This is a genomic window from Sodalis sp. RH19 (genome assembly GCF_047324215.1).
Classification (GTDB): Bacteria; Pseudomonadota; Gammaproteobacteria; order Enterobacterales; family Enterobacteriaceae; genus Acerihabitans.
The window spans coordinates 238,455-265,348 of record NZ_CP178734.1; the positions used below are offsets into that span (position 1 = coordinate 238,455).

At 51.6% G+C, this 26,894-nt stretch carries 23 protein-coding genes, 1 other RNA gene and 3 pseudogenes; 13 read left to right on the forward strand and 14 right to left on the reverse strand.

Translation table 11 applies throughout. The annotated features are described in order from the left end of the window. Window positions 1-2: 2 nt before the first annotated feature. On the reverse strand, window positions 3-548 hold the full coding sequence (locus ACL2XF_RS01120) for a sugar ABC transporter (protein ID WP_413727837.1): 546 nt from the start codon (window positions 546-548) through the stop codon (window positions 3-5). Window positions 549-712: 164 nt separating this feature from the next. On the opposite strand from ACL2XF_RS01120, the gene ACL2XF_RS01125 reads away from it, so the two are divergent. The 7 genes from ACL2XF_RS01125 (at window position 713) to ACL2XF_RS01155 (ending at window position 5,918) form a co-directional block, all read left to right on the forward strand. After that, window positions 713-1,603, forward strand: a complete 891-nt coding sequence (locus tag ACL2XF_RS01125) for a LysR substrate-binding domain-containing protein (RefSeq protein WP_413727838.1) — start codon at window positions 713-715, stop codon at window positions 1,601-1,603. Window positions 1,604-1,927: 324 nt separating this feature from the next. Continuing rightward, window positions 1,928-2,818, forward strand: a complete 891-nt coding sequence (locus ACL2XF_RS01130) for an oxidoreductase (RefSeq protein ID WP_413727839.1) — start codon at window positions 1,928-1,930, stop codon at window positions 2,816-2,818. Between the two features lie 138 nt (window positions 2,819-2,956). Next, window positions 2,957-3,496, forward strand: a complete 540-nt coding sequence (locus tag ACL2XF_RS01135) for a DUF2058 domain-containing protein (RefSeq protein ID WP_413727840.1) — start codon at window positions 2,957-2,959, stop codon at window positions 3,494-3,496. Window positions 3,497-3,873: 377 nt separating this feature from the next. Continuing rightward, on the forward strand, window positions 3,874-4,215 hold the full coding sequence (locus tag ACL2XF_RS01140) for a DMT family transporter (protein ID WP_410013953.1): 342 nt from the start codon (window positions 3,874-3,876) through the stop codon (window positions 4,213-4,215). Beyond that, a complete protein-coding gene (locus ACL2XF_RS01145) occupies window positions 4,215-4,808 on the forward strand; it encodes a TetR/AcrR family transcriptional regulator (RefSeq protein ID WP_410013954.1) in 594 nt (197 codons plus the stop codon). Before ACL2XF_RS01140 ends, ACL2XF_RS01145 begins: the two co-directional genes overlap by 1 nt. Before the next feature lie 145 nt (window positions 4,809-4,953). Beyond that, window positions 4,954-5,223: a hypothetical protein gene (locus ACL2XF_RS01150; protein ID WP_413727841.1), complete on the forward strand. Its 270-nt coding sequence runs from the start codon at window positions 4,954-4,956 to the stop codon at window positions 5,221-5,223. Between the two features lie 218 nt (window positions 5,224-5,441). Beyond that, entirely contained in the window at window positions 5,442-5,918 is a 477-nt protein-coding gene (locus ACL2XF_RS01155; protein ID WP_410013956.1) for a cold-shock protein, read from the forward strand. A 352-nt stretch (window positions 5,919-6,270) separates the two neighbouring features. On the opposite strand, the gene ACL2XF_RS01160 is transcribed toward ACL2XF_RS01155, so the two are convergent. Together ACL2XF_RS01160 and ACL2XF_RS01165 are read right to left on the reverse strand one after the other, a co-directional pair. Next, a complete protein-coding gene (locus ACL2XF_RS01160; RefSeq protein WP_413727842.1) occupies window positions 6,271-7,077 on the reverse strand; it encodes an SDR family NAD(P)-dependent oxidoreductase in 807 nt (268 codons plus the stop codon). A 280-nt stretch (window positions 7,078-7,357) separates the two neighbouring features. Further along, window positions 7,358-8,260 (reverse strand): LysR family transcriptional regulator, encoded by a 903-nt coding sequence (locus tag ACL2XF_RS01165; protein ID WP_413728749.1) that lies wholly within the window; start codon window positions 8,258-8,260, stop codon window positions 7,358-7,360. 91 nt (window positions 8,261-8,351) lie between these two features. On the opposite strand from ACL2XF_RS01165, the gene ACL2XF_RS01170 reads away from it, so the two are divergent. Continuing rightward, window positions 8,352-9,368 (forward strand): NADP-dependent oxidoreductase, encoded by a 1,017-nt coding sequence (locus tag ACL2XF_RS01170; protein ID WP_413727843.1) that lies wholly within the window; start codon window positions 8,352-8,354, stop codon window positions 9,366-9,368. Window positions 9,369-9,656: 288 nt separating this feature from the next. Here ACL2XF_RS01170 and ACL2XF_RS01175 read toward each other — a convergent pair whose 3' ends face one another. The 3 genes and pseudogenes from ACL2XF_RS01175 to ACL2XF_RS01185 form a co-directional block, all read right to left on the reverse strand. After that, on the reverse strand, window positions 9,657-10,067 hold the full coding sequence (locus tag ACL2XF_RS01175; protein ID WP_413721206.1) for a type II toxin-antitoxin system HicB family antitoxin: 411 nt from the start codon (window positions 10,065-10,067) through the stop codon (window positions 9,657-9,659). Window positions 10,068-10,138: 71 nt separating this feature from the next. Further along, window positions 10,139-10,471 (reverse strand): type II toxin-antitoxin system HicA family toxin, encoded by a 333-nt coding sequence (locus ACL2XF_RS01180; RefSeq protein WP_413721205.1) that lies wholly within the window; start codon window positions 10,469-10,471, stop codon window positions 10,139-10,141. A gap of 153 nt (window positions 10,472-10,624) precedes the next feature. Beyond that, window positions 10,625-10,966, reverse strand: a pseudogene (locus ACL2XF_RS01185) (integrase core domain-containing protein); the annotation flags it as partial. A gap of 392 nt (window positions 10,967-11,358) precedes the next feature. Between ACL2XF_RS01185 and ACL2XF_RS01190 the strand changes: the two are divergent. Together ACL2XF_RS01190 and ACL2XF_RS01195 are read left to right on the forward strand one after the other, a co-directional pair. Beyond that, window positions 11,359-12,759, forward strand: coding sequence for an AAA family ATPase (locus ACL2XF_RS01190; protein ID WP_413727844.1), 1,401 nt, complete (start codon window positions 11,359-11,361; stop codon window positions 12,757-12,759). A gap of 365 nt (window positions 12,760-13,124) precedes the next feature. Beyond that, complete coding sequence (locus ACL2XF_RS01195) at window positions 13,125-17,441, forward strand: NACHT domain-containing protein (RefSeq protein WP_413727845.1); 4,317 nt, start codon at window positions 13,125-13,127, stop codon at window positions 17,439-17,441. 32 nt (window positions 17,442-17,473) lie between these two features. Here ACL2XF_RS01195 and ACL2XF_RS01200 read toward each other — a convergent pair. The 4 genes and pseudogenes from ACL2XF_RS01200 to smpB all read right to left on the reverse strand — a co-directional run bounded on the left by ACL2XF_RS01200 (window position 17,474) and on the right by smpB (window position 21,222). Further along, window positions 17,474-18,719 (reverse strand): annotated as a pseudogene (locus tag ACL2XF_RS01200) (IS3 family transposase). 163 nt (window positions 18,720-18,882) lie between these two features. Continuing rightward, window positions 18,883-20,120, reverse strand: a pseudogene (locus tag ACL2XF_RS01205) (integrase). 190 nt (window positions 20,121-20,310) lie between these two features. Beyond that, window positions 20,311-20,693, reverse strand: a transfer-messenger RNA (tmRNA) gene (gene ssrA, locus ACL2XF_RS01210). A 46-nt stretch (window positions 20,694-20,739) separates the two neighbouring features. Continuing rightward, window positions 20,740-21,222 carry an SsrA-binding protein SmpB gene (smpB, locus tag ACL2XF_RS01215; RefSeq protein ID WP_410013963.1) on the reverse strand — a complete coding sequence of 161 codons (483 nt, stop codon included), beginning with the start codon at window positions 21,220-21,222 and terminating at the stop codon, window positions 20,740-20,742. 159 nt (window positions 21,223-21,381) lie between these two features. On the opposite strand from smpB, the gene ACL2XF_RS01220 reads away from it, so the two are divergent. Both ACL2XF_RS01220 and ACL2XF_RS01225 read left to right on the forward strand, forming a co-directional pair. Next, window positions 21,382-21,819: an SRPBCC family protein gene (locus ACL2XF_RS01220; protein ID WP_413721195.1), complete on the forward strand. Its 438-nt coding sequence runs from the start codon at window positions 21,382-21,384 to the stop codon at window positions 21,817-21,819. Beyond that, entirely contained in the window at window positions 21,809-22,105 is a 297-nt protein-coding gene (locus tag ACL2XF_RS01225) for an RnfH family protein (protein WP_413727846.1), read from the forward strand. Before ACL2XF_RS01220 ends, ACL2XF_RS01225 begins: the two co-directional genes overlap by 11 nt. 176 nt (window positions 22,106-22,281) lie before the next feature. On the opposite strand, the gene bamE is transcribed toward ACL2XF_RS01225, so the two are convergent. The 3 genes from bamE to nadK form a co-directional block, all read right to left on the reverse strand. Then, complete coding sequence (gene bamE / locus ACL2XF_RS01230) at window positions 22,282-22,629, reverse strand: outer membrane protein assembly factor BamE (RefSeq protein WP_410013965.1); 348 nt, start codon at window positions 22,627-22,629, stop codon at window positions 22,282-22,284. Between the two features lie 113 nt (window positions 22,630-22,742). After that, a complete protein-coding gene (gene recN / locus ACL2XF_RS01235) occupies window positions 22,743-24,404 on the reverse strand; it encodes a DNA repair protein RecN (protein WP_410013966.1) in 1,662 nt (553 codons plus the stop codon). An 87-nt stretch (window positions 24,405-24,491) separates the two neighbouring features. Continuing rightward, window positions 24,492-25,370, reverse strand: coding sequence for an NAD(+) kinase (gene nadK / locus ACL2XF_RS01240; RefSeq protein ID WP_410013967.1), 879 nt, complete (start codon window positions 25,368-25,370; stop codon window positions 24,492-24,494). Window positions 25,371-25,493: 123 nt separating this feature from the next. On the opposite strand from nadK, the gene grpE reads away from it, so the two are divergent. Then, window positions 25,494-26,090 (forward strand): nucleotide exchange factor GrpE, encoded by a 597-nt coding sequence (gene grpE / locus ACL2XF_RS01245; RefSeq protein ID WP_410016750.1) that lies wholly within the window; start codon window positions 25,494-25,496, stop codon window positions 26,088-26,090. Window positions 26,091-26,152: 62 nt separating this feature from the next. Here grpE and ung read toward each other — a convergent pair whose 3' ends face one another. Then, a complete protein-coding gene (ung, locus tag ACL2XF_RS01250; RefSeq protein WP_410013968.1) occupies window positions 26,153-26,836 on the reverse strand; it encodes a uracil-DNA glycosylase in 684 nt (227 codons plus the stop codon). Between the last annotated feature and the right edge of the window lie 58 nt (window positions 26,837-26,894).

Sequence of the window (26,894 nt, forward strand, 5' to 3'; positions counted from 1 at the left end):
TTTTATTGTTTTCCTCTCTGGTGACACTTAGCCGGGTTCTGCAATTGCGGTGTAAGCGTTTCGTAGAGGTATGCTCCGGGGATTTCTGCTAACTGCGCGGCATTTTCACGTGCAAGAACGTACGCAACGCGCCGTTCCGGGGATTTATCCAGCCCTGACGCCTGCATTTCCAGTGCCCGGTATCCCAGCCCGGTCTCGATAAAGCCGATCGGCCGGGCGCTGAGCAGCAGCAGTTCATCCGAGGATACGGCCGGAGCCGGGCCTTCACACTCATACAGATTACGGTGCCAGTCAGTGATGTGCTCCTGCCAGCGCGAGAAATTACCGCCGCCTTTCAGCCGGTATTCGTCACTGGAGATCACATCCGCATCCTTAATGGTATGAATGGCGAGATAAACAGGGCAGCCAGGTTTCAGGGCCCGGAAGCGCTGGGAAGTGCTGAATCCGGTGACGGAGACCAGCGCCGGCAGTTTTTCCCGGCTGTAAAATTCATTCCAGTCTTCCTCGCTTCCGGGATTGGCATAGGTGCATTCCACGATATACAACATTGACTAACCTCTGCATGAATAAACGGCAGGAATCTAATGAGCCCGTTTAATGATTTTTCATCATGCTACATGCTGTTTTTTTGGCTATAAATCGATATTATTTCATGGTTTAGTGATATTCAGTCACTGATGGGTCACCCTATACACACAACAGGGGCGGTTTTATGCGCAGAAAAATTCCCAGCAGCACTTCCCTGCAGGCTTTTGAGGCTGCCGCAAGGCACGGTAATTTTGCCCGGGCCGCAGAGGAGTTATCGCTGACGGAAGGCGCCATCAGCCGGCAGATTGCGCGCCTTGAATCTTTGCTGAACTGCAAACTGTTTGACCGTACCGGAAGCCGCGTCAAGCTTAATCCTGTAGGTGCGCGCTATGCACATCACATACGCGAAACGCTCGAACGACTCGACAGGGATACTCAATACATAATGGGGATGCCTGAAGGAAGCAAAAGTCTGGAAATTGCCGTCCTGCCGACGTTTTCCAGTCGATGGCTGATTCCCCGCCTGAACGGCTTTAGATCTATGCATCCGGATATCACATTACATATTGCGGCCAGAACCGACCCATTCATTCTCACCGGGAGTGGCTTTGACGCCGCAGTTCATTTTGAACATCCCGCATGGGCAGGGATGCGTTTGCATTTTCTCTTTCAGGAAAAACTGGTGCCTGTATGCCATCCTGCACTGTTAACGGACAAGAACGTCTATGAGAGGTTGAACGAACTACCGCGTATTCACCGGCGGCAGAATCCGGAAGCATGGCATCACTATGCCCAGGAAAACGGAATAATCTTTGATAATCCGGCGCAAGGTGTCCGGTATGACCTTCATGAAATGGCAATAGCTGCCGCTTTGGCGGGACAAGGCGTGGCAATGGTGCCGCGTATGTACGTCGAAAAAGAACTGCGTAGCGGAGCGCTTGTCGCACCCTGGCCAGAATCAGAAAACCTGAGCAAAAAATTCTGTTTGGTAAAACCGGTGGAAACAGGAATAAATGAACCTGCACTGCAGGATTTTGAACACTGGCTACTGGCTGAAATTAATGGCGGGACATGACAGAATTGGGGTGACATAGTGTGGGCTGGTGTATGCCAACCGTCCCTGCCAAAATGAGGACCGGACTGCTAAGCGTCATCGGAACCATCATGAAATTCCGTCGCTGGTTACTGGCAGAATCACAACAGGCGCAGCTCAGTTACCATTACTACATGAGTATTTACTCATGCCTCGATGACGACACTTCACTTTTCATCCGGGCGCGCGCTGTTTAGCATGAGCCTATGCCTGGACACATTATTTTGCTTACGTTATTCGCCGCCCTGCAACATGCCAGCTGGAACGCCTTATTACGCGGCGGTATTCACATCAGGAGAACACAAGATGTCTGATCATCCCACAATTGCTCTTATTGGTCCGGGTGCTATCGGTACCACCATCGCCGCTGTACTGCATGAAGTTGACCGCACGCCGGTCCTTTGCGGGCGCACCGCGCATCCGCAGTTAATTCTGCGTCACGATGAGGGTGAAATTGTGGTGCCCGGTCCGGTATTGACTCGTCCGGCGGCTATCAGCCACCCGTTCGATCTGGTGTTTATCGCGGTGAAAACCACCCAGGTAGCTGACAGCGCCAACTGGCTGGCCGCACTGTGCGATGAAAACACTGTGGTATGCGCACTGCAAAATGGCGTCGAGCAGAAAACCCAACTGGAACCCTTGGTCAACGGCGCAACGGTGCTGCCTTCGGTAGTGTGGTTCCCGGCACAGCGCGAGCCGGATGCCTCAGTCTGGCTGCGCGCCAAACCGCGCCTGACGCTGCCGGATGTGGCGCCGGCAAAACGGGTCGCGGATGCGCTCAGCGGCACACGCTGCGCGGTTGAGCAGTCAGCCGATTTTATCTCCATCGCCTGGCGCAAACTGCTGCAGAATGCGGTCGCTGGTCTGATGGTACTGGCGAATCGCCGTGCCGGGATGTTCTCACGCGAGGATATCACTGAACTGGCACTGGCTTATCTGCGTGAGTGTCTGACGGTTGCGCGAGCGGAAGGTGCCGTACTGGATGATAACGTTCCGCAGGAAATCGTTAACGGCTTTCATCATGCGCCTGCGGATCTGGGCACCTCCATTCTCGCGGACCGGCAGGCCAATCGCCCACTGGAGTGGGATATCCGCAACGGTGTGATACAGCGTTATGGTCGCTCACAGGGTATTCCCACGCCCATCAGCGACGTGCTGGTGCCATTGCTGGCGGCAGGGAGCGAGGGGCCGGGCTGAAATCCTAAGGGCAGGTCACGCCAGCCTCTGATAGACCCGCCAAACTCATGCCGCACGGTGATCAGGTGCTCAATCTGGTACAGCCTCATACATTACGGGTATAATCACACAAATTATTCGACTGTTTGAGAAACGAAGATGACAAAACTCACCTTACAAGAGCAGATGCTAAAAGCTGGATTAGTAACCAGCAAAAAAATAGCCAAAGTCCAAAAAACGGCTAAAAAATCACGGGCGCAGGCCCGTGAGGCAAGAGAGGCTGTGGAAGAAAATAAAAAAGCACAGCTTGAACGTGATAAACAGCTCAGCGAGCAACAAAAACACGCTGCTTTATCGAAAGAATATAAAGCCCAGGTGAAGCAGTTAATTGAAATGAATCGAATCAATATTGCCAGAGGCGATATTGATTTTAACTTCACAGATAATAATCTCATTAAAAAGATAGCTGTGGACAAGCTGACTCAATCTCAGCTGATCAGTGGCCGTCTCGCCATTGCCCGGTTGGTTGATGATAACAGCGGCGTGAGTAAATACGCTATTATCCCGGCGAGCGTAGCCGATAAAATTGCGCAGCGAGATGCGAACAGTATTGTATTAAATAGTGCGCTAAGTCAGGAAGAACAAGATGAAGAAGATCCGTATGCCGATTTTAAAGTGCCGGATGATTTGATGTGGTAATCAACGCCTTGCGGATGCTGATGTATGAAAAGTCCTTCCGGGCTTTTCATTAACATCGGATGTTCAGCCAGTACCGGAAAACGCAGGGTTATTCTCGACAGTCGTCAACGCCCGCGCTGCCGGCCCGACGGGATGACGTCTTTTGGCGTTCCCGCTTTTTATCGTATCCAGACTAGGGCTAGTCCCTTTTTGCTGTTATGGGTGCCAACAGGCGTGACCGGCAACGTGGTGCCATGAGGATGGCCGCGGGGGGGGCCCGCCTGTCACAGCACGTCTTATGTTAATCCGAGGTTACGCAGCAGAAAAAAACCGCTGACGCTTAACTTGCATACCGGCCGGTAGGTATCTAGTATTGGTTTTTATTTCAGGAGAAAACCATGTCTTCACTACTCGCTTACGCAGCACTCGCACTCGCCATCGTTCTGGAAGTGGTGGGCACCCTGTTTCTGGGCAAGTCTGAACATTTTACCCGCCTTATGCCCTCGCTAATTTGCGCTGTTCTTTATGCCTGTTCCTTTTATCTGCTGGCTCAGGTGCTGCGTACGCTTCCGCTAGGGATTGCTTATGCCTCCTGGGGAGGGCTGGGCATTATTCTGACGACCCTTATCGGCGTGGTCGTTTTCAGGCAAAAACCTGATGCGGCGGCCATCGCGGGTATCGCGCTGATTGTTGTAGGCGTGGTGGTGATTAACGGCTTTTCCAAGATGAGTGCCCACTGATGATGACAGCGTCCGGCAGACCAAAAAAAGACCCTGTCAATGTGCGCCGCCGTTTGCTCAATAGTACGGCAAGTCTGATGGCGGCCCGTGGCTTTGCCGGTGTCAGCGTCAGCGACATCGCCTCTGACGCGGGTGTGACCAAAGGCGGCCTGTTTCACCATTTTTCCAGCAAGCAGGATCTTATCACTGCGGTATTTGATGATGAGCTGGAGCAGTTCAATGTACTCCTTGAGGACTTCATGGCGCGTGACCCCGGCGGCTACGGTCGCTTTACACGGGCTTATATCAGGACGACAATTGTCGCCTGCACGGAAAAGATGTCAGCTCTGACGTTTTCTCTCTGTGCTGAACCTGAACTGATAACACGCTGGGAAAGCTGGCTCGCTCAGCGCCTGAAACAGCATCAGGAGACTGACAGTGCACCGGATCTGGAGATTGCCAGACTTGCGGCAGACGGCATCTGGTTCACGAGTCTGCTTAAAGGTGGAACGCCGGGAAACAGGGAAAGCCTGCTCAGCCTTCAGCAGAGGTTGCTTGCGCTGACACTGAACAATCATCCAGACCATATCAGCCCGGGAGTGGCAGATGAATAGGGCCAAAAACATTCCTTACTGGAAATGAGCGAATAAAATACGCGTGATTGATCTGGCGGCGGCGAATATACAGGCAGATGTGTACAACATGAAGTGAGACCGGATATATTATTTATATCAAATCCTCTTCCAGATGGAGCACCCAATGCCGGAATACCTTTTTTTCAAAAAGGGTAAGCAAACCATCGTGCTGGAAAGATCAGACACGGACCTGGCCTCTCGGCTGACCCATCAGGGTTATAAAAAACAATTTGAAGAGGTCAACGCCGCTGATGAAAAACACGCGCTTGCCCGCTTTGCTGATATCCGCCGGGAAAAACGAATAGATCAGCATAACTTCATAGCCGGCGCCGGAGCCATGCCCCTGATAGGTGTTCTGACGGCAGCGGCTGTTTTTCTTTTGCGCAAAAAATAGCCAGACCTGATGCTGCTGCCGCCACGTTAACTCTTCCGCAACGTCTGGCCGCAGCGTTTCACTCTGCGTCGCTGACGCCTTTACCTGGCCGTCCCGTTCGCATACCCTACATTTATCGTCCAGACTTAAACCAAAGACGTAGTCTGCGCAGGCATTGTGTTTTACACTGCGCGCTGCAAAAACTGATTAGATAAACGATTAAGCAGGCGGTAACGGCGATGAATGGAACGATCACAACCTGGTTTAAAGATAAAGGTTTTGGATTTATCAAAGATGAAAACGGCGATAACCGTTATTTTCATGTGATTAAGGTCGCCAACCCTGAGCTGATTAAGAAAGATGCGGCGGTGACCTTCGAACCCACCACGAATAACAAGGGGTTGTCGGCTTATGCCGTGAAAGTCGCACCGGAAAGCAAATACATCTATATCGCAGGCGAGCGTCTTAAGCTTACGTCGATCAAGTCTTATCTGGTTTACAGCGAAGAGGTGCCTGCCGATACCCGCATTGATAAAGAAAATGCGGTGCTGTCCGTAGGGGTGCTGATGAGTAGCATTCGGCCGAAATCAGCCACGAAGCCTGGCGAAATGCGTTCGCTGAAAAAACTGGCGATCACCACCTTTCAGGGAACGACGTTAATTTTCTCGGAAGATGAGATAGACGTGGATGCCACGGTAAAACTGCTCAAGGTTTGAAACAATTCGGACCGACCCCATGCCTCGACGAGCCGGCGGATAACGCCTGGCGTGTGTCCGTACCGCCGCCTTTACCCCCGGAACATTTCCATCTCCTGCCGCGGGAGGGAAAGACCTATGCCATTGGCGGCAGAAGAGAAAACGCTTCACAACATATCCAGACGATTTAGCGGCTCGCGCTGATCCCGAAGGATGCAACCCGGGTTGCGTTTCTTCTGATGCCTGTGCCGCGAAGCGGCACGCAGGCCGCTATCCTGAAAGGGACAATTTGTCTGGGGAGAAAATGCGGCGGCGCCTCCTTACCCATGTCAACCCGCTGCATACCTGGCCATAGCCGCGGGTGTGATCAGCATTACATAAACCGGTCCGCGCCGCCGGACGCTTCCACGGTGTGCCCGGTAACGAACTGATTGCGTGCGGAAAGCAAAAACGCGGCGATAACGGCGATATCCTCCGGGCGTCCGAAACGCCCGACGGGGGTTCTTTCCTTACCGAGAATGTCCATAATGTCCTCATCGGTTTTACCGGCCAGTTCCGGACGGCGCTCGCGAACGTTGGGCAGCATGTTGTTTGCCCAGTTTTCCGTCGCGACCGCGCCAACGCCAATGGCATTGACCAGAATGCCCATCGGCGCGACATCAAGCGCCAAACTGCGGGTCAAATTATTAATGGCCGCACTCAGGGCATGGGAAACGGTTAGCGGCGGGTTGGGATACAGCCCTCCGATGGAGGAGATGTTCACGATACGCCCCCACCGCCGCCGTTGCATACCCGGGATCACCTCGCGGCAAAAACGGCGCATGGCGGTAAATTTGGTGGCGGTCATCGCCTCCCAGTCTTCCTCCGTGGTGGTCAGCAGCGTGCCGGCATGGGCCCGGCCCGCATTATTGACCAGTAAATCAATGCCGGCAAATTGCTGCTCCGCCAGGCGGACTGCCTCACGGGGAAACGCGGCATCGGTCACGTCGCCCGCCAGCGGCAGCGTGGAGACGCCATAACGCCGCGCCAGCCTGTCGGCGGCGTCGTCCAGCCGCGACTGGGTTCTGGCCACCATCACCAGATGCACACCGTTTGCCGCCAGCTCTTCACAAATGCTGAAACCGATACCGGTGCTGGCGCCTGTCACCAGCGCCACTTTGTCTTTGAGATCCAAATCCATTACGGGCTCCTGCTGTTTAATTAGGGGGTCATCAGGTATAACGCATTTCATGCCCGGATGCTTGTTCACTGAAATCCAGATGTCTGAAATAAACGGCCAAAGCGCGTATTCCGGCTGCGCTGTTATGCCGCGGGTTTTCAGGATCACTGTGGCAGGAGGGGGCAATGCATTCTATACCCGACGCGCTTTCCTCCGGTTGTGCGCTGCTACCGGCTGTCACCTGTTGCCGCGTGGTGAAGGGACATGTCCGCCGTTTTGCGGGCGGTCCAGTTAAGAGAATTTAAAACTGCTCCAGCATAAATTCCAGAAACGCACGTACGGCAGGGTTTGAACGACGACTTTCATGCCAGACTGCCGAAATATTATGCCGTTCTACAGAAAAATCCGTCAGAACGGGAATTAACTCCTGGCGCCTTACCAAAGAAGCCGCCATAAAACTTGTCGCCATTCCTATTCCGGCACCGGCAGCGACTGCCGCTATAACGGCTTCGCTTGCATCAACGATGACAGTAGAGGACGGCACGATTTCGATCTCCCGCTCGCCAACCCGGAACGGCCAGCGAAAAATCCGCCCCGTATTTTGGTAACGCAGATTGACCGTTTTATGCCCTATGAGATCATTAGGGTGTTTTGGCGGGGCGCATTTGGCTAAATAATCAGGCGAAGCATAACAACCCATCTGATAGGGCGAAAGGCGACGCGACAGGAGATTTGAATCCGCGAGGTCGCCGAGCCGGATGGCAATATCAATACTTTCGTCAACGATACTGATCACGCGATCGCTTAACCGTAAGTCAATCGTCACTTTTGGATGCAGGGCGCAGAATGGCGCAAGCGCAGGGGCGATCATATGGAGGCCTATCGGCAACGATGCCGCAATGCGTAATGTTCCCGCGGGCTCTGCCCGCGTACGCATGGCTACCTGCTCGAGCTCCTCGGCATCGCGCAACAACCGTAAAGCCCTCTCGTGCAGCTCGCGGCCTTCAGCAGTCAAAACCAGCGAGCGTGTGGTGCGGGTGAATAAAGTGACGCCAAGACGCTGTTCCAGTCGCTGGATGCTCTTACTTATCGCTGAAGGTGAAACGGATAGCGAGCGCGCAGCAGCGGTATAGCTGCCAAGCGCTCCCGCGCGAGCGAATGCGATAAGACCGGTGAGTCTTTCAAAACCTATTTGTTCCTTCATGGCAACATTAAAGCGAAATCCAGCCCCATTATCAATCATCATTATTAGTCATATTATCTGGCAACTGAATCCCCATTAGAGTGAGCTTGTGATGACTGAAATGATGAAAGCAGTACGACTGCACGCGTTTGGTGGTCCAGAGAACCTTAAATATGAAGATGCACCCCGGCCAACGATGGGATGTACGGAAGTGCTTGTTCGGGTGTATGCGGTCAGTCTCAACCCGCCAGACTGGTATCTGCGTGACGGTTATCGGGCGTTGCCGCCTGAATGGTGGCCCCATCCCCACTTTCCGCTCATCCTGGGCACGGATATATCCGGTGTAGTCGTAGCGGTCGGCAAAAATGTTTCCGGATTCAGCATTGGCGATGAAGTCTATTCCATGGTGCGTTTTCCTGAAAGAGCCATGGAAGGCAGCGGTGCCTATGCCGACTACGTGAGCGTTCCTGCATCAGAGCTGGCGTTAAAACCTCAGAACATCGAACATGTCCAGGCCGGGGGTGCGCCGATGTCACTGCTCACGGCCTGGCAGTTCCTTGTCGAACTGGGGCATGACGCGCCTAATCCGTTTCAATCATTCAAACATACACCTGTTCCTCTAAAAGGCCGGACAGTAGTGGTCAACGGCGCCGGAGGAGGCGTAGGACACCTTGCGGTGCAGATTGCCAAGTGGAAAGGCGCGCGAGTGATTGCAGTCGCTTCTTCCCGCAATGAGGCGCTTTTACGCGATCTCGGTGCGGATGAGTTTATCGACTACACCAAAATAGCTCCCGAGACCGTAGTAAAAAATGCCGATCTTGTCATTGATACTTCAGGTGGAACGCGCGTTGAGCGCTTTTTGAACAGCATCAAGCAAGGCGGGGCAATGTTTCTTGTTAATCCTTTGCATTTTTCCGGGCAGAAGGAGGCCGCCGAAAGAGGAATTACGGTGTCAACAACGCAAGTGCGTTCCAGTGGCGCGCAACTCTCAGCGGCGGGTAGCCTTCTGGAAACAGGAATTATCAGGGTCGTCATTGATAGCACCTACCCTTTACAAATGGCTTCAGCTGCACATAAGCGTGCTTTATCAGGCAGTATCCAGGGCAAAATTGTGCTCCCAAACTTTTGAGTATTTCATCCCACCCCGCCATGCGTTGAGGCCGGCTGGACTGCAGGATAAGGAAAGTATAATGCTCATCATTTCCGGTTATATTTACCTTGAGCCTTCGGTCCCGGGGCAGTTTATGGCCGAACTTACATGATTCGCTAATGCTGTGCGACGGCGCGAAGGAACAAGGCCAAAGGCGACGTCAACGTCGTCCGTTCCCGGTTAAACGTGCTTTCATGGGAATAAGGGGGCTTCAGCGAAAATCTCTGTAGGTGTAAACAAGATTGGCCCCGCTAGAGGCCATATCAATCAGTTTCTCGCAATTTCCTTGCGGGCCAACTCCGCAAGAAACGCCGAACGGTTTTTGTAATGCCCGTTTGTCTCAATATAACGGTCGATGGCCGTAATGAGATTGCCGGGCATAGTGAGATTAAATTTAACGGCTTTGGTTTCGTACTTTGTCGGATCGAGCTCAACAAAGCCTAGGAAGCCGTCATCCTCTGACAGGCGATCATCGTGAATATAGGCTGAGGGATCAGTAGGGGCGGGAACGTGCTCGCCGCGCTCTGTGAGGGCTTCAGCATGTACACCGAATGCTTTTTCTGCATCGCGAACGGCTTCTTCCAATGTATCCCCGGCAAAAAAACAACCGGGAATATCGGGGAAATAACCGTCATATTCACCGCTTTTAGTTCCGAAAATGAAAACTGGATAGATCATTAAGTACCTCGCATGACTTACTATACTAAGGGTGAAAGCGCTATTAAAGGCAGCTTGCGCCGTCCTTTCTGTTAAATGACCTTTAGCCCCGAAATCTTCTTTACTTGTCTTAGAACTCCTTTTGAGATTTCTTTCCTTGGGTGGGGAAGGGTGATGATTTCCCTTACTCCCTCCTTTTCAAGCGTGATATGACTGCTTGCTTTTTGTTTCCTTGCTATCCATCCATCATTTATCAATAGCTTGATTAACTTAGCGCTTTCCATCCTGACTCCATTTTGTCCCTCTGTGGGTATAGTACCCACAGAAAAAATATGAGTCAATATGATAGTGGGTATAATAACCACTTTTAACAATACTGCCTCCGGGTGGCCATTCCTTGTTGGCCTATCTGTTAAATCTAACAATCAGCCACCATAGTCCCGCACCTACCTCGACAATATTGTGGCTTGAAATTTCTTCTGGGGTTCGGGTCACTAATCCGGGATCAGGGTCAGTCAGGTGGTTAGGCGATTGCGGCTCATTTCTGAGATAGGGCTGAAACTGTAAGCACACCGGTTTTAGTCCCACACACTTTTTGAGATTTCCGGATTTTCAGCCATCAGCCGGTACTCTTCCGGCGTCAGGTTATTCAGCGATTCATGAGGCCGCTCGCTGTTATATTCAGTCAGCCAGCACTCTGTGATTTCCCGTACTTCATTCAGTGTCCTGAACAGATAAAAATCCAGTATTTCTGTCCGGTACGTCCGGTTAGACCGTTCGATAAACGCATTCTGTGTCCGCTTGCCCGGCCTGATAAATTCCAGTATCACGCCATGTTCTTCCGCCCATTGCGCCAGCGATATCAGTTCCGGACCGTTATCCATCCGCAGTTTCAGCGGATATCCGCGATTTGCCACTACGTTCTATCATTTGCTACTTAATATGAGATAGCTAAAGTTGAATTGGTAATATGTCACATAGATTCACAAAGTGATTAAAAAGGGTCTCAATTTTGGCTGCTCCGCGAAGATCGGTATTTTCTTTCCTCTGAGGGCTCATCCCTGAAATTCTCTGGACTGACATCTAAGAAATGGCTGCGCGAAAGGAATATATTTTCAAAATTATTCAATGTAATCCATGGTATCGGGGGGAGCTTGTGAGGAGAAGGATGATACAACAATCTCTAAATTCTCGACTGAGTTGCAAATTCCCTATACCTCTGGCTTTTTGTCTGTACAAATAAACAGTATCATTGGTTATCGATATCAGTGCGATACCATGTTTCGTTTCCGTATAGGATGAGTGGCAACTTATGGCTATAGCAGAGTGTGATTTTGAGACGTTTGGCAACCGGCTGAACGACGTACTTACCCTGAGCGTTCCCATACGCACACCAGAAAAGCTTTTCGGCAGAGAGCGTCAGTTGGAGACTATCCAACTAGCGTTGAAATCACCAGGACGTCATGTGTTCATTTATGGGGATCGTGGGGTTGGTAAGACATCCTTGGCACATACAGCCGCAAATCTTGTCCAGTCCTCGGATAATGCTCCATTAATGGTCAGTTGCGATCCTGATGCTACTCTGGAGTCCGTAGTAGCTGCTATCTGTTTTCAGGCGCAAGGAAATACCCCGCGAAGTCGGTATAAAACCACCTCCTCTATTGGTCTGGCACTGCCGCTGGTGAAAGCTGAAACCCGCCTAGAAGAGCGCGACCCTAATGTGGTTGCTGTCACTAATATGTCTACCGCTGTGGCAGCCCTAAAGACGCTTGGTCAAGTTTACTCTCAAAGTACAGTGGTTGTAGTTGATGAATTCGATCTAATTCGTGATCCGCAGGAGCGCGCTCGATTCGGCATTCTGATCAAGCAACTGAGTGATGGTGACATCGCCTTACGTTTCATTTTTACCGGCATTGGTCAGTCCATTTCAGATCTAATCGGTGGGCACTTGTCCAGCCAGCGTCAGATTGAACAAATCGATCTTGAACGCCTGCACTGGAGCGGTAGGCAACGTATTGTGCAGACTGCATTTGATTATTTTAATCTGTCTATTCCTACCAATATTGCTGATCGCATTTGTGCGCTGAGCGATGGGTTTCCGTACTATGTGCATCTGATGTGTAGCAAATTACTTTATGAGTGCTACCAAGCAGAGGATACGGTGATTGAGGTAAATAAGGCCCTCTTCATGGCATCACTTGATGCTGCAGTCACTTCAGCTGAAGAGACGCTGAGACGTAGTTACGAATCAGCTACCTGCCGCGATGAGCATATGCACTACATTCTTTGGGCAATGGCTGAAGGTGCCGATCTTAATCGAGGGAAAGATCACATTATTGCCTCCTATGTACAGGTAATGAACCTTTTGAGTTTGGAACCACTGACGCAGAAAGCTTTTGATAGCCGATTTACAAGGCTGCGTAAGGAAAATCACGGTTGTATTCTGTCTCATGCTCTGGTTGGCACAAACGGTGTTCGTCCAAACTGGTTCCGTTTTCGAGAGAATATGATCCGCGGTTTTGTGCGGATGCAAGCGGAGAAGTGCGGCATAGAGTTGGATTTTGACCGGCACTACAGCGCCCATACGGCGAGTATACGTACTGCAGCTGTCAGAGGCGTCTTTAATCCGCTTAGTACGGTCGAGCGCAGCGTCGCACGCTTAAGGCGTGATGATGAAAAGGAAGAAACTCAATCCTCCACTTCTGGTAAATAACTTTGAGCTTTAAGTGGTAAATGCTTTGTTATTCAAGCGGTTATGCTTGTTTGATGCATGGGTTTTGGAAGCAGATAGTTAACAAGTCCATTTTTGAGCATATTAAGTGGAATAACTAAAAGTTGAAGGGCAAATTGTGCAACCTAATGGCTTCTATATGGCTGTCATTGCCTGCCGGGATGGCCATAACTATTTGCCCCACTGAATGCATAAAAGCATCACGAACTAGCGCTTCGGTATTAGAGTGATGTTCTTAAGAAGGTATGAGCTTGAAATCAGTATCCAAAGTGTAAGCAAGTTTAACCCGTGAACGAAGGCGTATACAGTGGGGTATTCAATCCCCTGGAATCTCGAGGTTTTTCTATATGACGGACAAGTCTGTACCGCTTATACGGTATTTTTCTCTGGTACCCAAATCTGAGACTGACTCAGACGAGAAAGAATTGCACTCACTCTGGATCGACCGGAAGCGCACTGGTTGGCAGGAGCTTGAGGAAGAATACCGTTGCGTCATATTGGCTGAAGCAGGTGCGGGGAAAAGCTTCGAGATGGAGGTTCGGGCAAAACATGTAGAGCAATCTGGCCGTGCAGCATTTTTCATCAGGATAGAAGATATCGAAGATGGCTTTGAGAATGCATTCGAAGTTGGCAGCGTGGATTCTTTTGAGCATTGGTTGGATTCGCATGAACAAGCTTGGTTTTTCCTAGATTCTATCGACGAGGCTAGGCTGGAAAACCCGCGTACTTTCGAGAAAGCAATTAAGCGTTTTGCCACACAAATAAAACCGGCGCAACAGCGTGCGCACGTTTTTGTTTCCAGCCGCCCCTATGCATGGCGAGCGCGTTCTGATCGAGAATTGCTGGAGCGATACCTGCCATTTGATAGACCAACAAAAGAGGATACGACTAACATAGATAGTCGCTCCTCAGAAATCGATATTGATGAGTCTGTTGAACCACAGAGTGCGCTACAGGTATATCTGCTCGCTCCACTTGATGATAGTGGGATTCGCATCTTTGCAGAACACCGTGGAACGCCACAAGTAGATAAACTGCTCATTGATCTTCAGCGTGCGAATTTGATATCGATGGCCGCTAGGCCGTTTGATCTTGAAGGCATCCTTGCTAAGTGGAAAACAGACCAAAAGCTTGATGGGCGGCTCGAGTTACTTCGACACAATATCGCACTTTGTTTGGATGAAATCGATCCAAGCCGCACGCAACGTCAGCCACTTAATAGAGAAAAAGCTATGAGTGGCGTACGTTTACTTGCTGCTGCGGTTATCCTGACTGGTGAACCTGGCATTCGAATTCCAGACTCGACTCTGCCTAACAAAGGGATTGATGCGGCGACTGTTTTAGGAGATTGGGAACCTGCAGAAGTACAGGCATTGCTTGAGCGTGGAATTTTCAACGATGCACTTTACGGTATTGTGCGATTTCGTCACCGAGAAGTGCGAGAGTTACTCGCGGCAGAATGGTTCAGTCATCAACTAGGATCTGGCCATTCTCGCCACGCAATAGAGTCTTTGTTTATTCGTGAACAATATGGCCATTCGGTCATAACACCTCGTCTGCGACCAGTATTGCCTTGGCTGATTTTGTTTGACGATGCAATGCGCCACAAAGCGCTAAAAATTGCACCTGAAGTTGCAGTCGAAGGAGGTGACGCAGCGCACTTACCCTTTACTGTACGTCAAGCCATCCTCGCAGATATTGTCACGCGTATTGCCGAAGATAGAGACGAACGTTCTGTTGGTGACAATAGTGCCATAGCCCGCATTGCCCACTCTGACTTAATTAAAGATGTCCTCAGTCTTATCACGGAACATCGAAACAATGACGATGCAATCTTCTTCTTAGGCAGGTTGGTTTGGCAAGGAGATATGACTGAGTGTGTACCCGCATTATCGGATATCGCAGTTGATTCAGCGCGAGGAATTTATGCTCGTATTGCTTCAGCACGCGCTGTGATGACGTGTGGGAAGCGGAGTCAAAAAGATCACCTCTGGTGCGAACTAAATATTAATCCTGATACGTTACCAAGAAAATTGCTTGCTGAAGTTTTAGAAAATGCTGACGCTGATATAATCTCGGTCGAACTATTACTTGTGTCAATCGACAAACTTGAAGCTTATGAGCGTTCTAACATAACTGGATTGGGCCGTGCATTGCATGGCTTCATTAAGCGTATTCCTTTAGATGGAGCTGCGCCGGCACTTTTGGTGGCACTCATTAGTGGCTTAAATGGCTATCTCAATCGTAAACCTTACATTGAACGGGGAGAATGCCATGCTTCAAAAGAGTTTACATGGCTCTTATCTCCTGCGACCCATGCCGTTGAAAGATTGATCTCCACTCATTCTGAGGAAGCACTTTCATCAGACCCACTCGCAATTATGTTGAAGGTACCAGCAGTGAGATTCTGGCGAAGTGGAGATTTCGACGAATATAAAAGCCTTCTCCATGTAATGGTACCAAACTGGAAAGAGTTGAATGATGCACTCTTCTGGCAAAGTATTGAGGAAGCACGTGAAAGTAGAGGTACGAAGAAATCCGAACGTGTAATTGATGATTTTTCTGTGCAGTGGCTCGGGCATTTTTGGAAGTTCGGGACAGACAGATTTGACGATGTTCTAGATTTTGTCACGACACGCGATTTTTTGGATGACAAGCTCGTTGCTGTATCTCTAGCCTGTAGACTTTATAAATTAGCTGGCGAACCTGAAGGATGGTTAAACGAACTAAAGCGTGTTAAAGAGGGGCAAGTGGAGGTGAAAGATTACCTTAATACTTTTTTGAATCCATCGAGGCCGCAAGCAGTCACCGAATGGGAAGAAAAAGAATCACGTCGACAGGCTGAGTGGGAAATTGAAAAAGAAGAGCGCAATCGCAACCGCATGGAATGGATTGAGCGTTTAAAAGCGACACCAGATGTTATTCGTAATCCTCCAGGTTTGAATCCGGGCGAGTTCAGTAATTATCAGTATCACTTATTACGCGAAATTGAAGGTAACAACGGTAGCCGTTCAGATGGTGCAAACTGGGTAAAATTGATACCTGAATTTGGCGAGGATGTTGCAAGAGCTTACCGTGATGCGGCACTATCACATTGGCGAACATTTTCCCCAGCTCTCAGATCAGAGGGAGGCGATACAAACTCGGTAGCCTATCATTTGATCTTTGCGATGGCTGGCCTTGAGATTGAAGCGAGTGAGAACGACCGTTTTCCCGAAAATTTGACCGAAGCAGAGGTTTATCACGCACTTCGGTATATTGTTTGGGAACTTAATGGTTTTCCAAACTGGCTTCAACGCCTACATCGAATTTACCCCGAATTGGTCTTGGACGCAGTACTTACTGAATTATACTGGGAACTTGCACATACATCTGCGGACCAGTCGCTGCATTATATTTTGCATGATTTGGTTAACTATGCTCCATGGTTGCATAAATATTTGGCTCCATCGGTTCTCGACTGGATGAAGCTACACAATATTCAAAACCCTGACGCACTCCGTGACTGCATCCAGATTTTGATGAGTGATAATGCTTATTGTGAAGCCGTTTCGGATTTAGCTCAGTTAAAAATTGCAAATAATCTATCAAGTGAGCAATTGGCAACTTGGTATGCAGTTTGGGTAGACCTTGACGCTGGTAAAGCTATTGTAGCTTTTGAAAAGTGGCTGATAAGCCTTCCCTCAAAAGAAGCATCAAAAGCAGCGCAGTTGTTTATAACAAAATTAATGGGTAGTCGTTATTCTTCTAACATGGGTTCTAGCCATGGAAACTCCCTCAGTGTGATACACCTTAAAGTACTTTATATTCTGATGCATACGTATATTCGAACCCAAGACGATATAGAACGAGTTAGCGGAGTGGCCTATTCCCCAGGGTTGAGAGATGATGCGCAAGATGGTCGTAACGCACTATTCAACAAGTTGTCCTCAATTCCCGGCAAAGAGACATACGTCGCTCTCATTGAGCTCTCCAGAGAACATCCTGTTGTAAAATCCAGATCGTGGATGGAAAGGCTAGCTTATAAACGAGCCGAAGAAGATACAGACTTAGAACCTTGGACAGCGCAGCAAGTGCGGGATTTTAGCCAATATCAGATGCGGACGCCCACGACACATCGACAACTCTTTGATCTCACAGTAGACCGTTTAATTGATCTTAAGGCATGGATCGAAAACGGCAACGACAGCCCCTACAAAACTTGGCAAAGAGTTGAGGGGGAAACTGAGATGCGAAACCTTGTGGCGGGATGGCTGAACGATCACTCTTCTGGACGCTACACATGCGCACAGGAAAACGAACTTCCTAACAGGCAGAGACCCGATATTTGGACTCAACATGCACTCATACCTTCGCCAGTTCCTATTGAGCTGAAGTTACTTGATAATTGGACTGGCCCACAGCTATGTGAGCGATTACGCAATCAACTTGCAGGCGACTATTTGCGTGAACACACTGCTGGGTGCGGGGTCATGCTTTTGGTCTGGAAGGGTAAATCTGATCAAGAGCACTGGCAGATTGGGGAGCAACGAGTTACGCTTTCGGGCTTGAAAGATGCGCTCAAATCTTATTGGGATACTGTCGCCAGTAATTTCCCTGGCGTAGTAGCAATTGATGTTATTTTAATCGATCTGACTGTTAGAGATGCGAAGTCAAAAGACTGAAGACGACCTTGCTGTAAAGGCTGCTTATTGAGCTATTGGTTTTGACCCCATATATCCATGCACCTATTCCCGCTTAGGTTGATGGTTTCCCCCTGCGCCGATATTCTCTTGGTGAGCGATATCCTAAAGCGTTGTGCGGGTGATATTCGTTGTAATGTTCGAACGCTAACGACAGGTTTAACACTGCCGTCTGGCTGTCCGGTTTTGGCATCATGCCGATATAATCACGCTTCATCGTCTTAACGAAGCTTTCTGCTACACCATTACTTTGTGGACTTCTGATCGCGGTCGTTCGGGGCTCCAGGCCCAGCATTTTAGCGAAGCTCCGGGTTTCATCGGCACGATAGGCCGAACCGTTATCCGTCAGCCATTCGAGGGGCGCTGTCGGCAGGTTTTGCCCGAACCGGCGTTCAACTGAGCGTAGCATAACGTCCTGTACCGTATCGCTGTCATAACCGCCGGTGCTGGCCGCCCAGTCCAAGGCTTCCCTGTCGCCACAGTCGATGGCGAAGGTGACCCGCAGCTTTTCGCCGTTATCGCAGCGGAACTCGAAGCCATCCGAACTCCAGCGCCGATTGCTTTCGGCCACCGCCACCCGGCCTGTGTGACGACGGGTATCCGGTGTGGGACGGGGTTTCGACTCTAACAACAAGCCGTTGTCACGCATCACGCGCCATACCCGTTTTGCGTTCACCCTCGGCAGACCTTCCTGCTCCGAACGGCGGCGCAGATTAGCCCAGATGCGTCGATAGCCATAACTCGGAAGGTCGGCAACTTCGGCACGGATGTGTTCCAGTAATTCGGCGTCATCTTGATGCCGCTGCATGCGACCGTCCTGCCAGTCAGCCTGCCGATAACGATAAAGCGAGAGCTGCGCACGCGACACACCCAGAGCTTCACTCACTGGTTTTACTCGTCGTCCCCGGGCAATAAGGGTCCGTGCGCAATCCATTTTTTTGCTTTGCCGTATTCTACCGCCTCCTTAAGGATCTCATTTTCCATGGTTTTCTTACCCAGGAGACGCTGGAGTTCACGGATCTGTTTCATGGCACTGTTTAACTCAGAAGCCGGCACAACTTCTTCGCCGGCAGAGACCGCCGTCAGGCTGCCATCCTTGTATTGCTTACGCCATTTAAAGACTTGATTAGCATTCACATTATGACGACGAGCGACAAGAGAAACGGAGCTTCCTGGCTGGAAGGTCTCCTGAACGATGGCGATCTTCTCCTGCGGAGTGCGACGACGGCGTCGCTCTGGCTCAGTAAGAACAGTACCCATGATTTCGCTTTGACCAGTCTTGAACATAGTTCCAAGCCTACCTCTTATTTTAGGCGGGTCAAAGTGTATGGATCATCAAGGGGCTAATACAGCTATAGTAAAGCCAAAAAAATAATAGCGTCTAATCGGACGCTATTAATACTTTACTCAATAAAATTGGTGGTTATCCAACTAACCGTAATCCTTTTATCCCACCTTCAATCATACTTCCACTATCAGCCGCACTTATAAAATCAGCCCACCATTGCATCATGGGACGGCGTTGCTCCAGGTAGTCACTGCGGTTATAAGCGCGGCGTACCTCATTTTTGTCCACATGAGCCAGCGCGGCCTCTATGACATCCGGTGAAAAACCTTGTTCATTGAGTGCGGTGCTGGCAATAGACCGCAGGCCGTGTGAAACAAGTACGCCGCCTAACCCGGCACGTTTAAGCGCCGCATTTACTGTTTGACTGTTCATTGATTGAGTTGGTTTGATGCGACTTGGAAACACATAATCTCTATGACTCAGATGTTTCATTATCTCAAGTATGGCTAAAGCCTCATCTGATAAGGGGACGATATGTTCCCTGTTCATCTTCATTCTTGCAGCAGGGATTTTCCATTCTTTGGCGTCGAGGTTAATTTCATCCCAGCGGGCTTCTGAGGCCTCGGCAGGACGCGTTATGGTGAGTAACTGCCACATGAACAGGCAGCGTGTTGAAAGTCCAATGTTAGCCGTGCGCATTGTCTGCATTAGCTGGGGCAATTGGTCAGGACGAATACTTGGCATATTCTTCTTTTGAGGCTTTTCAAAGGCTTTACCGATATTAACGCTCGGAACGGCGTCAATGAGCCCGGTATTTTGGGCGTATACCATCCCTCATTAATGCGCTGGCATAAGCGCCTGACCGTTTCCAGGGCCCCTCTCGCTTGAACCGGCTATATGGCTTTGACCAGAGTATGAGCTTTGATGTCGGTAATGCAGATTTCACCAATAACAGGAAAAACGTCTCTCTCCAAAGAGCGCCAGATATCTTCAGCATAATTTTCAGTTACGCTGGTTTTCTTCACATTCCACCAACGTTCGGCAATCAATTTGAAAGTGTTGGTTTTGGCTTCTTGTGAAGACCGGAGCTGCTCTTTCTGATGTTCAAGAGGATCGATCTGCTTTGCAAGTAACGCACGCGATTCTGCTCTCAGTTTCCGTGCGTCAGAAAGTGTGACCGAGGGGTAGGCTCCAAAACTCTGCTTGGTGCGCTGTTTGGTGAAAGGGCGATAGTAGCGAAATTGCCAGAGTTTACTGCCGCTCGATTTGATTAGCAGTGACAGGCCATCTCCGTCATACAAAAGATAATCTGCGTCTTTGGATTTGGCTGCTTTGATTTCCGTATCGGTCAACGGCTTGGTTTGTCTTGCCATGATCAGGATATGGGGGGAGGTCACAACGAAAACCATAATAGTTTTCATTGGGCCTATCAATGGGCCTAAAAGGATTGGATTTAATTAGGTGACTTCAGACTCGAGAGGATACAAAAAAGCCCCCAGGGCTTACGCCTTGCGGGCTTCTAGGACTTCGTTGGATGGCTCTGGTAACCATCAACCAAGAATTTGGTGGAGCTGGGGGGATTTGAACCCCCGTCCGGAATTATTACATCCTCGGTACTACATGCTTAGTCCAATCATTACATTCGCCAGTTAGCTGCGGATGGACACGCTACTAACAAACTAGCCTGATTAGATTTGACGCTTTGACCCCAGGCAGGATCTCTACGCGAGCTCTTTTGGGTTTGACCTCTCTTGATCCCCGTCCTAAGAGCGGAGGCTAGGGAGAGAGGGAACCATCAGTGGTTTAGACTGATTAAGCTGCTAAAGCAGCGGGTTCGTATTGCGAGTCGTTTGCAATTATTTTTTTTGAGGCTGTTTAACGAGGCCTACCTCACCTCGGCATGCACCTTGGGTTTCACAAATCCCGTCGAATCCAGAATCAGCCCCAAGTTGTTAATTTCATTATAGCAAAAATTCAATAGCGCGGCAAATCTTAACGGTTGGCGTTCTTCATAATGCGTGCTTTATCGACTTGCCATTCGCGGGATTTGACATCCTCACGCTTATCGAAATCTTTTTTACCCTTGGCGACGCCAATCTTGACCTTGGTCCAGGCGTTTTTCCAGTACAGCGACAGGGCGACCACGGTGTAGCCCTCGCGGTTCACCCGGCCGAACAGCGAGCTTAACTCACGCTTGTTGAGCAGAAGTTTACGCGTGCGCATAGGGTCGCATACCACATGCGACGAGGCGGCCATAAGCGGCTGGAAGGTGGCGCCAAATAAGAAGGCTTCGCCATCTTTAAGCAGCACATAGCTATCGCTGATGTTGGCCTTGCCGGCACGGAGCGATTTGACTTCCCATCCCTGCAACGCGAGTCCGGCTTCGAACTCTTCCTCGATGAAATATTCATGTCGGGCGCGCTTGTTTTGCGCAATGGTGGCTGAACCGGGTTTGTAAGCTTTTTTCTTTGTCATGATACTAAATATTATACAGTTTTATGGGCGGGAATAAAATGCTTTCCTTACGTTACCTTGCGGTATTGATGCTTTTTAAGACAAACGGGCGCCAACACTTTTTGTCTCGAGACAGATAAATGATAATATTAAGCAATGATCGTCAAGACAGGAACCCTTATGCCTCATATCAGTCGTTCCGCGTTAGTGCCCTACAGCGCGGAGCAAATGTTTGCCCTGGTCAATGATATTCGCGCTTATCCGGAGTTTATTCCCGGATGCACCGGCAGCCGCGTGCTGGCCAAGGAAGGAAACGAACTGACCGCCGAGATGGATGTTTCCAAAGCGGGCATCAGCAAAACATTCAGGACCCGTAATGTCATCACCGATAACGAAAGCATCGTAATGCGCCTGGTGGAAGGGCCATTCCGCTCGTTTGCCGGGGACTGGCGTTTTACCACGCTGAGTCCCGAGGCGTGCAAGGTCGAATTCGAAATGAGCTTTGAGTTTAAGAACCGGCTAATCGAGCTGGCGTTCGGGCCAATTTTTAAAGAGATGGCGAATAACATGGTCCAGGCGTTCACCCAGCGGGCAAAAGAGGTTTACCGTGCCGCCTGAGGCTGCGGATATCCGCGTGGAAGTGGTGTATGCGCTGCCTGAGCGGCAATACCTGCGGCAGTTGGTGCTGGCTGCGGGCAGTACGCTTGAGCAGGCGATACAGGCCTCGGGCCTTCTGGCAATACGGCACGATATCGATCTGGACAAGAATAAGGTCGGTATCTTTAGCCGCCCGGCCAAATTAAGCGATCTGCTCACCGACGGCGATCGCGTGGAAATTTACCGCCCGCTGCTGATTGATCCCAAGGAGCTGCGCCGCCAGCGCGCGGAACGCACAAAAAAGTAGAGGGTGCGCGGGACGACGGGGGCCGGCAGTGTAGGTAATATACCCCAGGCGCCCGGCCCGTTGCCCTCTCAAGCGTGTTAACTTCGCATTGCCCCGTTTTACCGCTGTGCCGCCTGCGCTGGGATTACTTCGCCAGGCGTTGCCGCTTCGCTTCAGTTCGGCTTTTTACCGCTGATTTACCCGCGCGGGGTATCCAATGACGGCCGGTTATCGATATTGGTCAGGGTGCCGGTGTTGTTAAAGGTCAGGGTAAGCGTTTGTTGCGTGACAGGCTGATGACCGGGCTGGCGGCGGAACACATAAAACCAGGTACTGCTGCCGAACGGATCCTGCATCATTGGCGTGCCCAGGATATACGCCACCTGCTGCTTGGTCATGCCGGTATGAATTTTAGCTACGTCAGTTGCTGTCAGATAGTTTCCCTGGTTAATGTCCGGGCGATAGACCAATCTTTCAAGCGTGGAGCAACCGGCGGTTAACATCAGGAGAACGACGGCAGCAGCGGTCAACGTCTTACAGCTCATAATAATCACATTCCTTTTAGGCATAGGATGCCGATGATAATAGACCTTGCCGACATTGGGAACCTCTACAAGGCCCATCTATGACCACGGGAACGTAAAAAAGTTAGCCTTTTCTAAGCTGCGAGCAGTTCTTTAGCGTTTGCCAGCGTATTTTTGGTGACCTCGCTCCCGCCCAACAGGCGCGCCAGCTCTTGCAGGCGGGCTTTTTTGTCCAGGGCGATCATTTGGGTTTCGGTCTCGTTACCGTCGGTATTTTTGCTGACAAAAAAGTGATGGTGACCGGAGCCCGCAACCTGGGGCAAGTGGGTTACGCACATCACCTGGGTGGATTCCCCCAGCCGACGCAGCATTTTACCCACAATTGCGGCGGTGGGGCCACTAATGCCCACATCCACTTCATCAAAAATCAGCGCCGGGGTATCCATCTTGCGGGCGGTAATCACCTGTATCGCCAGGCCGATGCGCGATAATTCGCCGCCGGAGGCCACTTTCGCCAACGGCTGCAAGGGCTGGCCGGGGTTGGTGGTGACCAGGAATTCGATACGATCCGCCCCTTCGGCGCTCAGCTGTTCGGCATCGAAATGCGTTGTGATTTCCAACCTGCCGTGCGGCAGGGACAGCTCGCGGATACTGCGGGTAATCAGGGCGGAAAGTTCAGTGGCATGATGCACGCGTTTTTCATGCAGCCGCCGCGCGGTTTGCACCGCCTGGAGGTGGTGCTGCGCCACGGTCTCGACCAGCGCCTGGGCGTCGGTGTCGTGCTGCTCCAGCAACTGTTGTTCTTGCAGCAACTGCTGATAAAACAGCGGCAGGTCTTCCGGTTTCACATGATGCTTGCGCGCCAGGGAGATCTGGCGGGACAGCCGCTGTTCCAGCTCATACAGCCGCGCCGGGTCCAGGTCGAGCCGATCGCCGTAATGGCGCAGCTCCTCCGCGGCCTCGGTCAGCTGGATTGAGGCTTCTTCCAGCAGATCCATTACCGGGGAAAGCGCGCCGTCCATGCCCACCAGTTCGCCTACCCGCTGCTGGACGGCGTACAGCTGGCCAAGCAGGGTCTGGTCCTCGCCCTCGCTGAGCATCTCAAGCGCCTGGCGGGTGGTGGTGATCAACTGGCCGCTGTTGGCCAGCCGCTTGTATTCCTGATCGATTTGCTCGAATTCGCCGTCCGCCGGGATAAAATCGTTCAGCTCCTTTAACTGGTACTGCAATAATTCGCGCCTGGCCTCGCGCTCCGAGGCGTGCTGGCGGAACGCGGCCAGATCCAGGCAGCTCTGGTGCCATTGCCGATAAGCGCCGGCCATGGATTGCCGCAGCGCTTGTTCATCCGCATAGGCGTCGAGCAGCTGTTTTTGATAGTCGGGACGCAGCAGCAACTGGTGGGCATGCTGGCCGTGGATCTGGATCAGGTGATGGCCCAGCTCGCGCAACTGCGATAAGGGCGCCGGCATGCCGTTGATAAACCCCCGCGAGCGCCCGTCATGGCCGACCACGCGCCGCAGCAGGCATTCATTGCCGTTATCCAGCTCATTGTCCGCCAGCCACCGCGCTGCCAGCGGGGCGTCGCCGAGGGCGAAACGCGCGCAGATATCCGCCCTGGGGGCGCCGGGGCGCACCATGCCTGCGTCGGAACGGCTGCCGAGGCACAAACCGAGGGCATCGATGGCAATGGATTTGCCCGCCCCGGTTTCGCCGGTGATAACGCTCATTCCCGATTGAAAATCAATCGTCAACTCGCGCACGATCGCAAAGTTAGCAATGGTCAGTTGAGCCAGCATGATACGTTTCCTGTATATAAAAACACAGCTGTTGTTAAACACAGTATAAACTGGTTTTATATACAGTAAAGAAACGAATGCTGATTTTCAGAATAATTTTTTCGACCAGCCGAGCTTGGTGCTGAGCGTATTGAAATAGTTGTAATCATGGGGATGGACCAGATCCAGGTGATATTCGCTGCGCCGGATAAAAATTTCCTCGCCCTCCTGTATCGGCAGCGCGATCTGGCTGTCGCAGCTGATCTCCAGTTCGCTGCTGGCCTGGGAAAATTTCAGCCGGATGGTGCTGCTGCCGTTGATAACCAGCGGCCGGGAGGACAGGGTATGCGGAAACATCGGCACCAGGACGATGGCGTCTAGGGGCGGGGTCAGGATCGGGCCGCCGGCGGAGAGGGAATAGGCGGTGGAACCGGTCGGCGTGGCGATGATCAGGCCGTCGGAACGCTGCGAAAAGGCGAAGCTATCGTCGATATACACTTCAAATTCAATCATATGCGCCACCTTTCCAGGATGGAGCACCACTTCGTTGATGGCGGTGCTGAGCCGTCCGCATTCATTGCCCCGGCAGACCTGGGCCTCCAGTAAAAAACGCTGTTCGCAGCGGTAATTGCCCGCCAGCACGTCCGTAAGCTGCTGCAGCGCGGAATCGGGATCGAGATCGGTAAGAAAGCCCAGATTGCCGCGGTTGATGCCGATGACTTTAATATCGTACCGCGCCAGGATGCGCGCCGAGCCCAGCATATTGCCGTCGCCGCCCACCACCACCGCCAGATCGGCCCGCTGGCCGATATCCGCCAGGCTGCCGGTAATCGCGCCGGAAAGATCAAGGTCGCGGGCGATGTGCTGCTCCATGATCACCTCATGTCCCTGCCCGATCAGCCAGTGGTACAACATCTCGTGCGTGGCCAGGGCGTTGGGATGACGCGGATGGCCGACAATGCCGATGCTTTTGAAAGGGGTGTTCATGTATTTGCTTTTCCTCGCCGTGTTTTGCTGACTACATTATGCGACATCCCTTGAATACCTGCTATTCATCCCCATAATAAGCGGAGTAGCAAGACTAAAAGGCTAAAACGCGGAGAACTCATGATGAGTAGTAAAGAACAGAAGATACCTGACGAGCAAGTCTCACAAGACATTACCACGGATGAGATGGATGCCGGGCAGCGGATGGACGCGGCGCCCGAGACGGAGAACGTCGTGGATCCGCGCGATGAGCGTATCGCCAGTCTGGAAGCCAAGCTGGAAGAATTGCAGCAGCGCGAGCGCGACAGCCTGCTGCGCGCCAAGGCGGAAATGGAAAATCTTCGTCGCCGCACCGAGCTGGATGTGGAAAAAGCCCATAAATTCGCCCTGGAAAAATTTGCCGGCGAACTGCTGCCGGTGATTGACAATCTGGAACGCGGCCTGGATATGGCCGATAAAAACAATAGCGAGCTGACCCCGCTTATCGAAGGCATCGAACTGACCCTGAAGTCGCTGCTGGACGTGGTGCGCAAGTACGGCATCGCCGTGGTCGACCAGACCCATGTGCCGTTCGATCCCGCGGTGCACCAGGCCATGACCATGCTGGAATCCGATGAGCACGAGCCAAACCATGTCATGATGATTATGCAAAAAGGCTACACCCTGAACGGCCGCCTGCTGCGTCCCGCCATGGTGGCGGTATCGAAAGCCAAGGCGTAGGATTTCCGCGCCCGCGAGCCGGTCGTCGAGCCCGATAACCGGCCCATTCCCTGTTCCCCCAGTTATTCCGACGGCAACCGCGGTTGCCAGTCAATCTCCGGTTTTCCCTGCTGTGCCAACAGGGCGTTGGCCCTGGAGAAATGCCCGCAGCCTAAGAAACCCCGGTGCGCCGACAGCGGCGACGGATGCGGCGCTTTCAGAATATGATGGCGTTGCGGGTCGATAATCGTGCCTTTTTTTTGCGCGTGCGATCCCCACAGCATAAAGACGATCCCCTCGCGCTGCTCGTTCAGCACGGCAATCACTTTATCGGTAAAGGTTTCCCAGCCCAGGCTGGCGTGGGAATGGGCCTTGCCCGCCTCGACGGTAAGCACGGTATTGAGCAGCATCACGCCTTGCCCGGCCCAGCTTTGCAGGCAGCCGTGCTCCGGTTTGGTAAAACCCGGAATATCATTGGCCAGCTCTTTGTAGATATTGACCAGCGAGGGCGGGGCGGGCACGCCCGGCCGGACGGAAAAGGACAGGCCGTGCGCCTGGTTGGGGCCGTGGTAGGGATCTTGCCCCAGTATCACCACCTTTACCGCGGCAAGTTCGGTGAAGCGGAACGCGTTGAATACGTCTTTTTGCGGGGGATAGATAATCTTGCCCGCCGCCCGCTCGCTGGCGACGAAGTTCAGCGTTTGCTGGAAATAGGGCTTGGTCTTCTCTTCGGCGAGCGCATCCCGCCAGGTTGGACTTTGTGTCATGGTACGCTCCATGTGGATTGGCGACTGGCGTTAGCTTACCGGCTTATGTCCGCAGGCG

Bases quoted from the DNA above. Each gene is read 5' to 3' on its own strand.
- ACL2XF_RS01120 (WP_413727837.1), bottom strand. From the start codon at position 548: ATGTTGTATATCGTGGAATGCACCTATGCCAATCCCGGAAGCGAGGAA.
- ACL2XF_RS01125 (WP_413727838.1), top strand. From the start codon at position 713: ATGCGCAGAAAAATTCCCAGCAGCACTTCCCTGCAGGCTTTTGAGGCT.
- ACL2XF_RS01130 (WP_413727839.1), top strand. From the start codon at position 1,928: ATGTCTGATCATCCCACAATTGCTCTTATTGGTCCGGGTGCTATCGGT.
- ACL2XF_RS01135 (WP_413727840.1), top strand. From the start codon at position 2,957: ATGACAAAACTCACCTTACAAGAGCAGATGCTAAAAGCTGGATTAGTA.
- ACL2XF_RS01140 (WP_410013953.1), top strand. From the start codon at position 3,874: ATGTCTTCACTACTCGCTTACGCAGCACTCGCACTCGCCATCGTTCTG.
- ACL2XF_RS01145 (WP_410013954.1), top strand. From the start codon at position 4,215: ATGATGACAGCGTCCGGCAGACCAAAAAAAGACCCTGTCAATGTGCGC.
- ACL2XF_RS01150 (WP_413727841.1), top strand. From the start codon at position 4,954: ATGCCGGAATACCTTTTTTTCAAAAAGGGTAAGCAAACCATCGTGCTG.
- ACL2XF_RS01155 (WP_410013956.1), top strand. From the start codon at position 5,442: ATGAATGGAACGATCACAACCTGGTTTAAAGATAAAGGTTTTGGATTT.
- ACL2XF_RS01160 (WP_413727842.1), bottom strand. From the start codon at position 7,077: ATGGATTTGGATCTCAAAGACAAAGTGGCGCTGGTGACAGGCGCCAGC.
- ACL2XF_RS01165 (WP_413728749.1), bottom strand. From the start codon at position 8,260: ATGAAGGAACAAATAGGTTTTGAAAGACTCACCGGTCTTATCGCATTC.
- ACL2XF_RS01170 (WP_413727843.1), top strand. From the start codon at position 8,352: ATGACTGAAATGATGAAAGCAGTACGACTGCACGCGTTTGGTGGTCCA.
- ACL2XF_RS01175 (WP_413721206.1), bottom strand. From the start codon at position 10,067: ATGATCTATCCAGTTTTCATTTTCGGAACTAAAAGCGGTGAATATGAC.
- ACL2XF_RS01190 (WP_413727844.1), top strand. From the start codon at position 11,359: ATGGCTATAGCAGAGTGTGATTTTGAGACGTTTGGCAACCGGCTGAAC.
- ACL2XF_RS01195 (WP_413727845.1), top strand. From the start codon at position 13,125: ATGACGGACAAGTCTGTACCGCTTATACGGTATTTTTCTCTGGTACCC.
- smpB (WP_410013963.1), bottom strand. From the start codon at position 21,222: ATGACAAAGAAAAAAGCTTACAAACCCGGTTCAGCCACCATTGCGCAA.
- ACL2XF_RS01220 (WP_413721195.1), top strand. From the start codon at position 21,382: ATGCCTCATATCAGTCGTTCCGCGTTAGTGCCCTACAGCGCGGAGCAA.
- bamE (WP_410013965.1), bottom strand. From the start codon at position 22,629: ATGAGCTGTAAGACGTTGACCGCTGCTGCCGTCGTTCTCCTGATGTTA.
- recN (WP_410013966.1), bottom strand. From the start codon at position 24,404: ATGCTGGCTCAACTGACCATTGCTAACTTTGCGATCGTGCGCGAGTTG.
- nadK (WP_410013967.1), bottom strand. From the start codon at position 25,370: ATGAACACCCCTTTCAAAAGCATCGGCATTGTCGGCCATCCGCGTCAT.
- grpE (WP_410016750.1), top strand. From the start codon at position 25,494: ATGAGTAGTAAAGAACAGAAGATACCTGACGAGCAAGTCTCACAAGAC.
- ung (WP_410013968.1), bottom strand. From the start codon at position 26,836: ATGACACAAAGTCCAACCTGGCGGGATGCGCTCGCCGAAGAGAAGACC.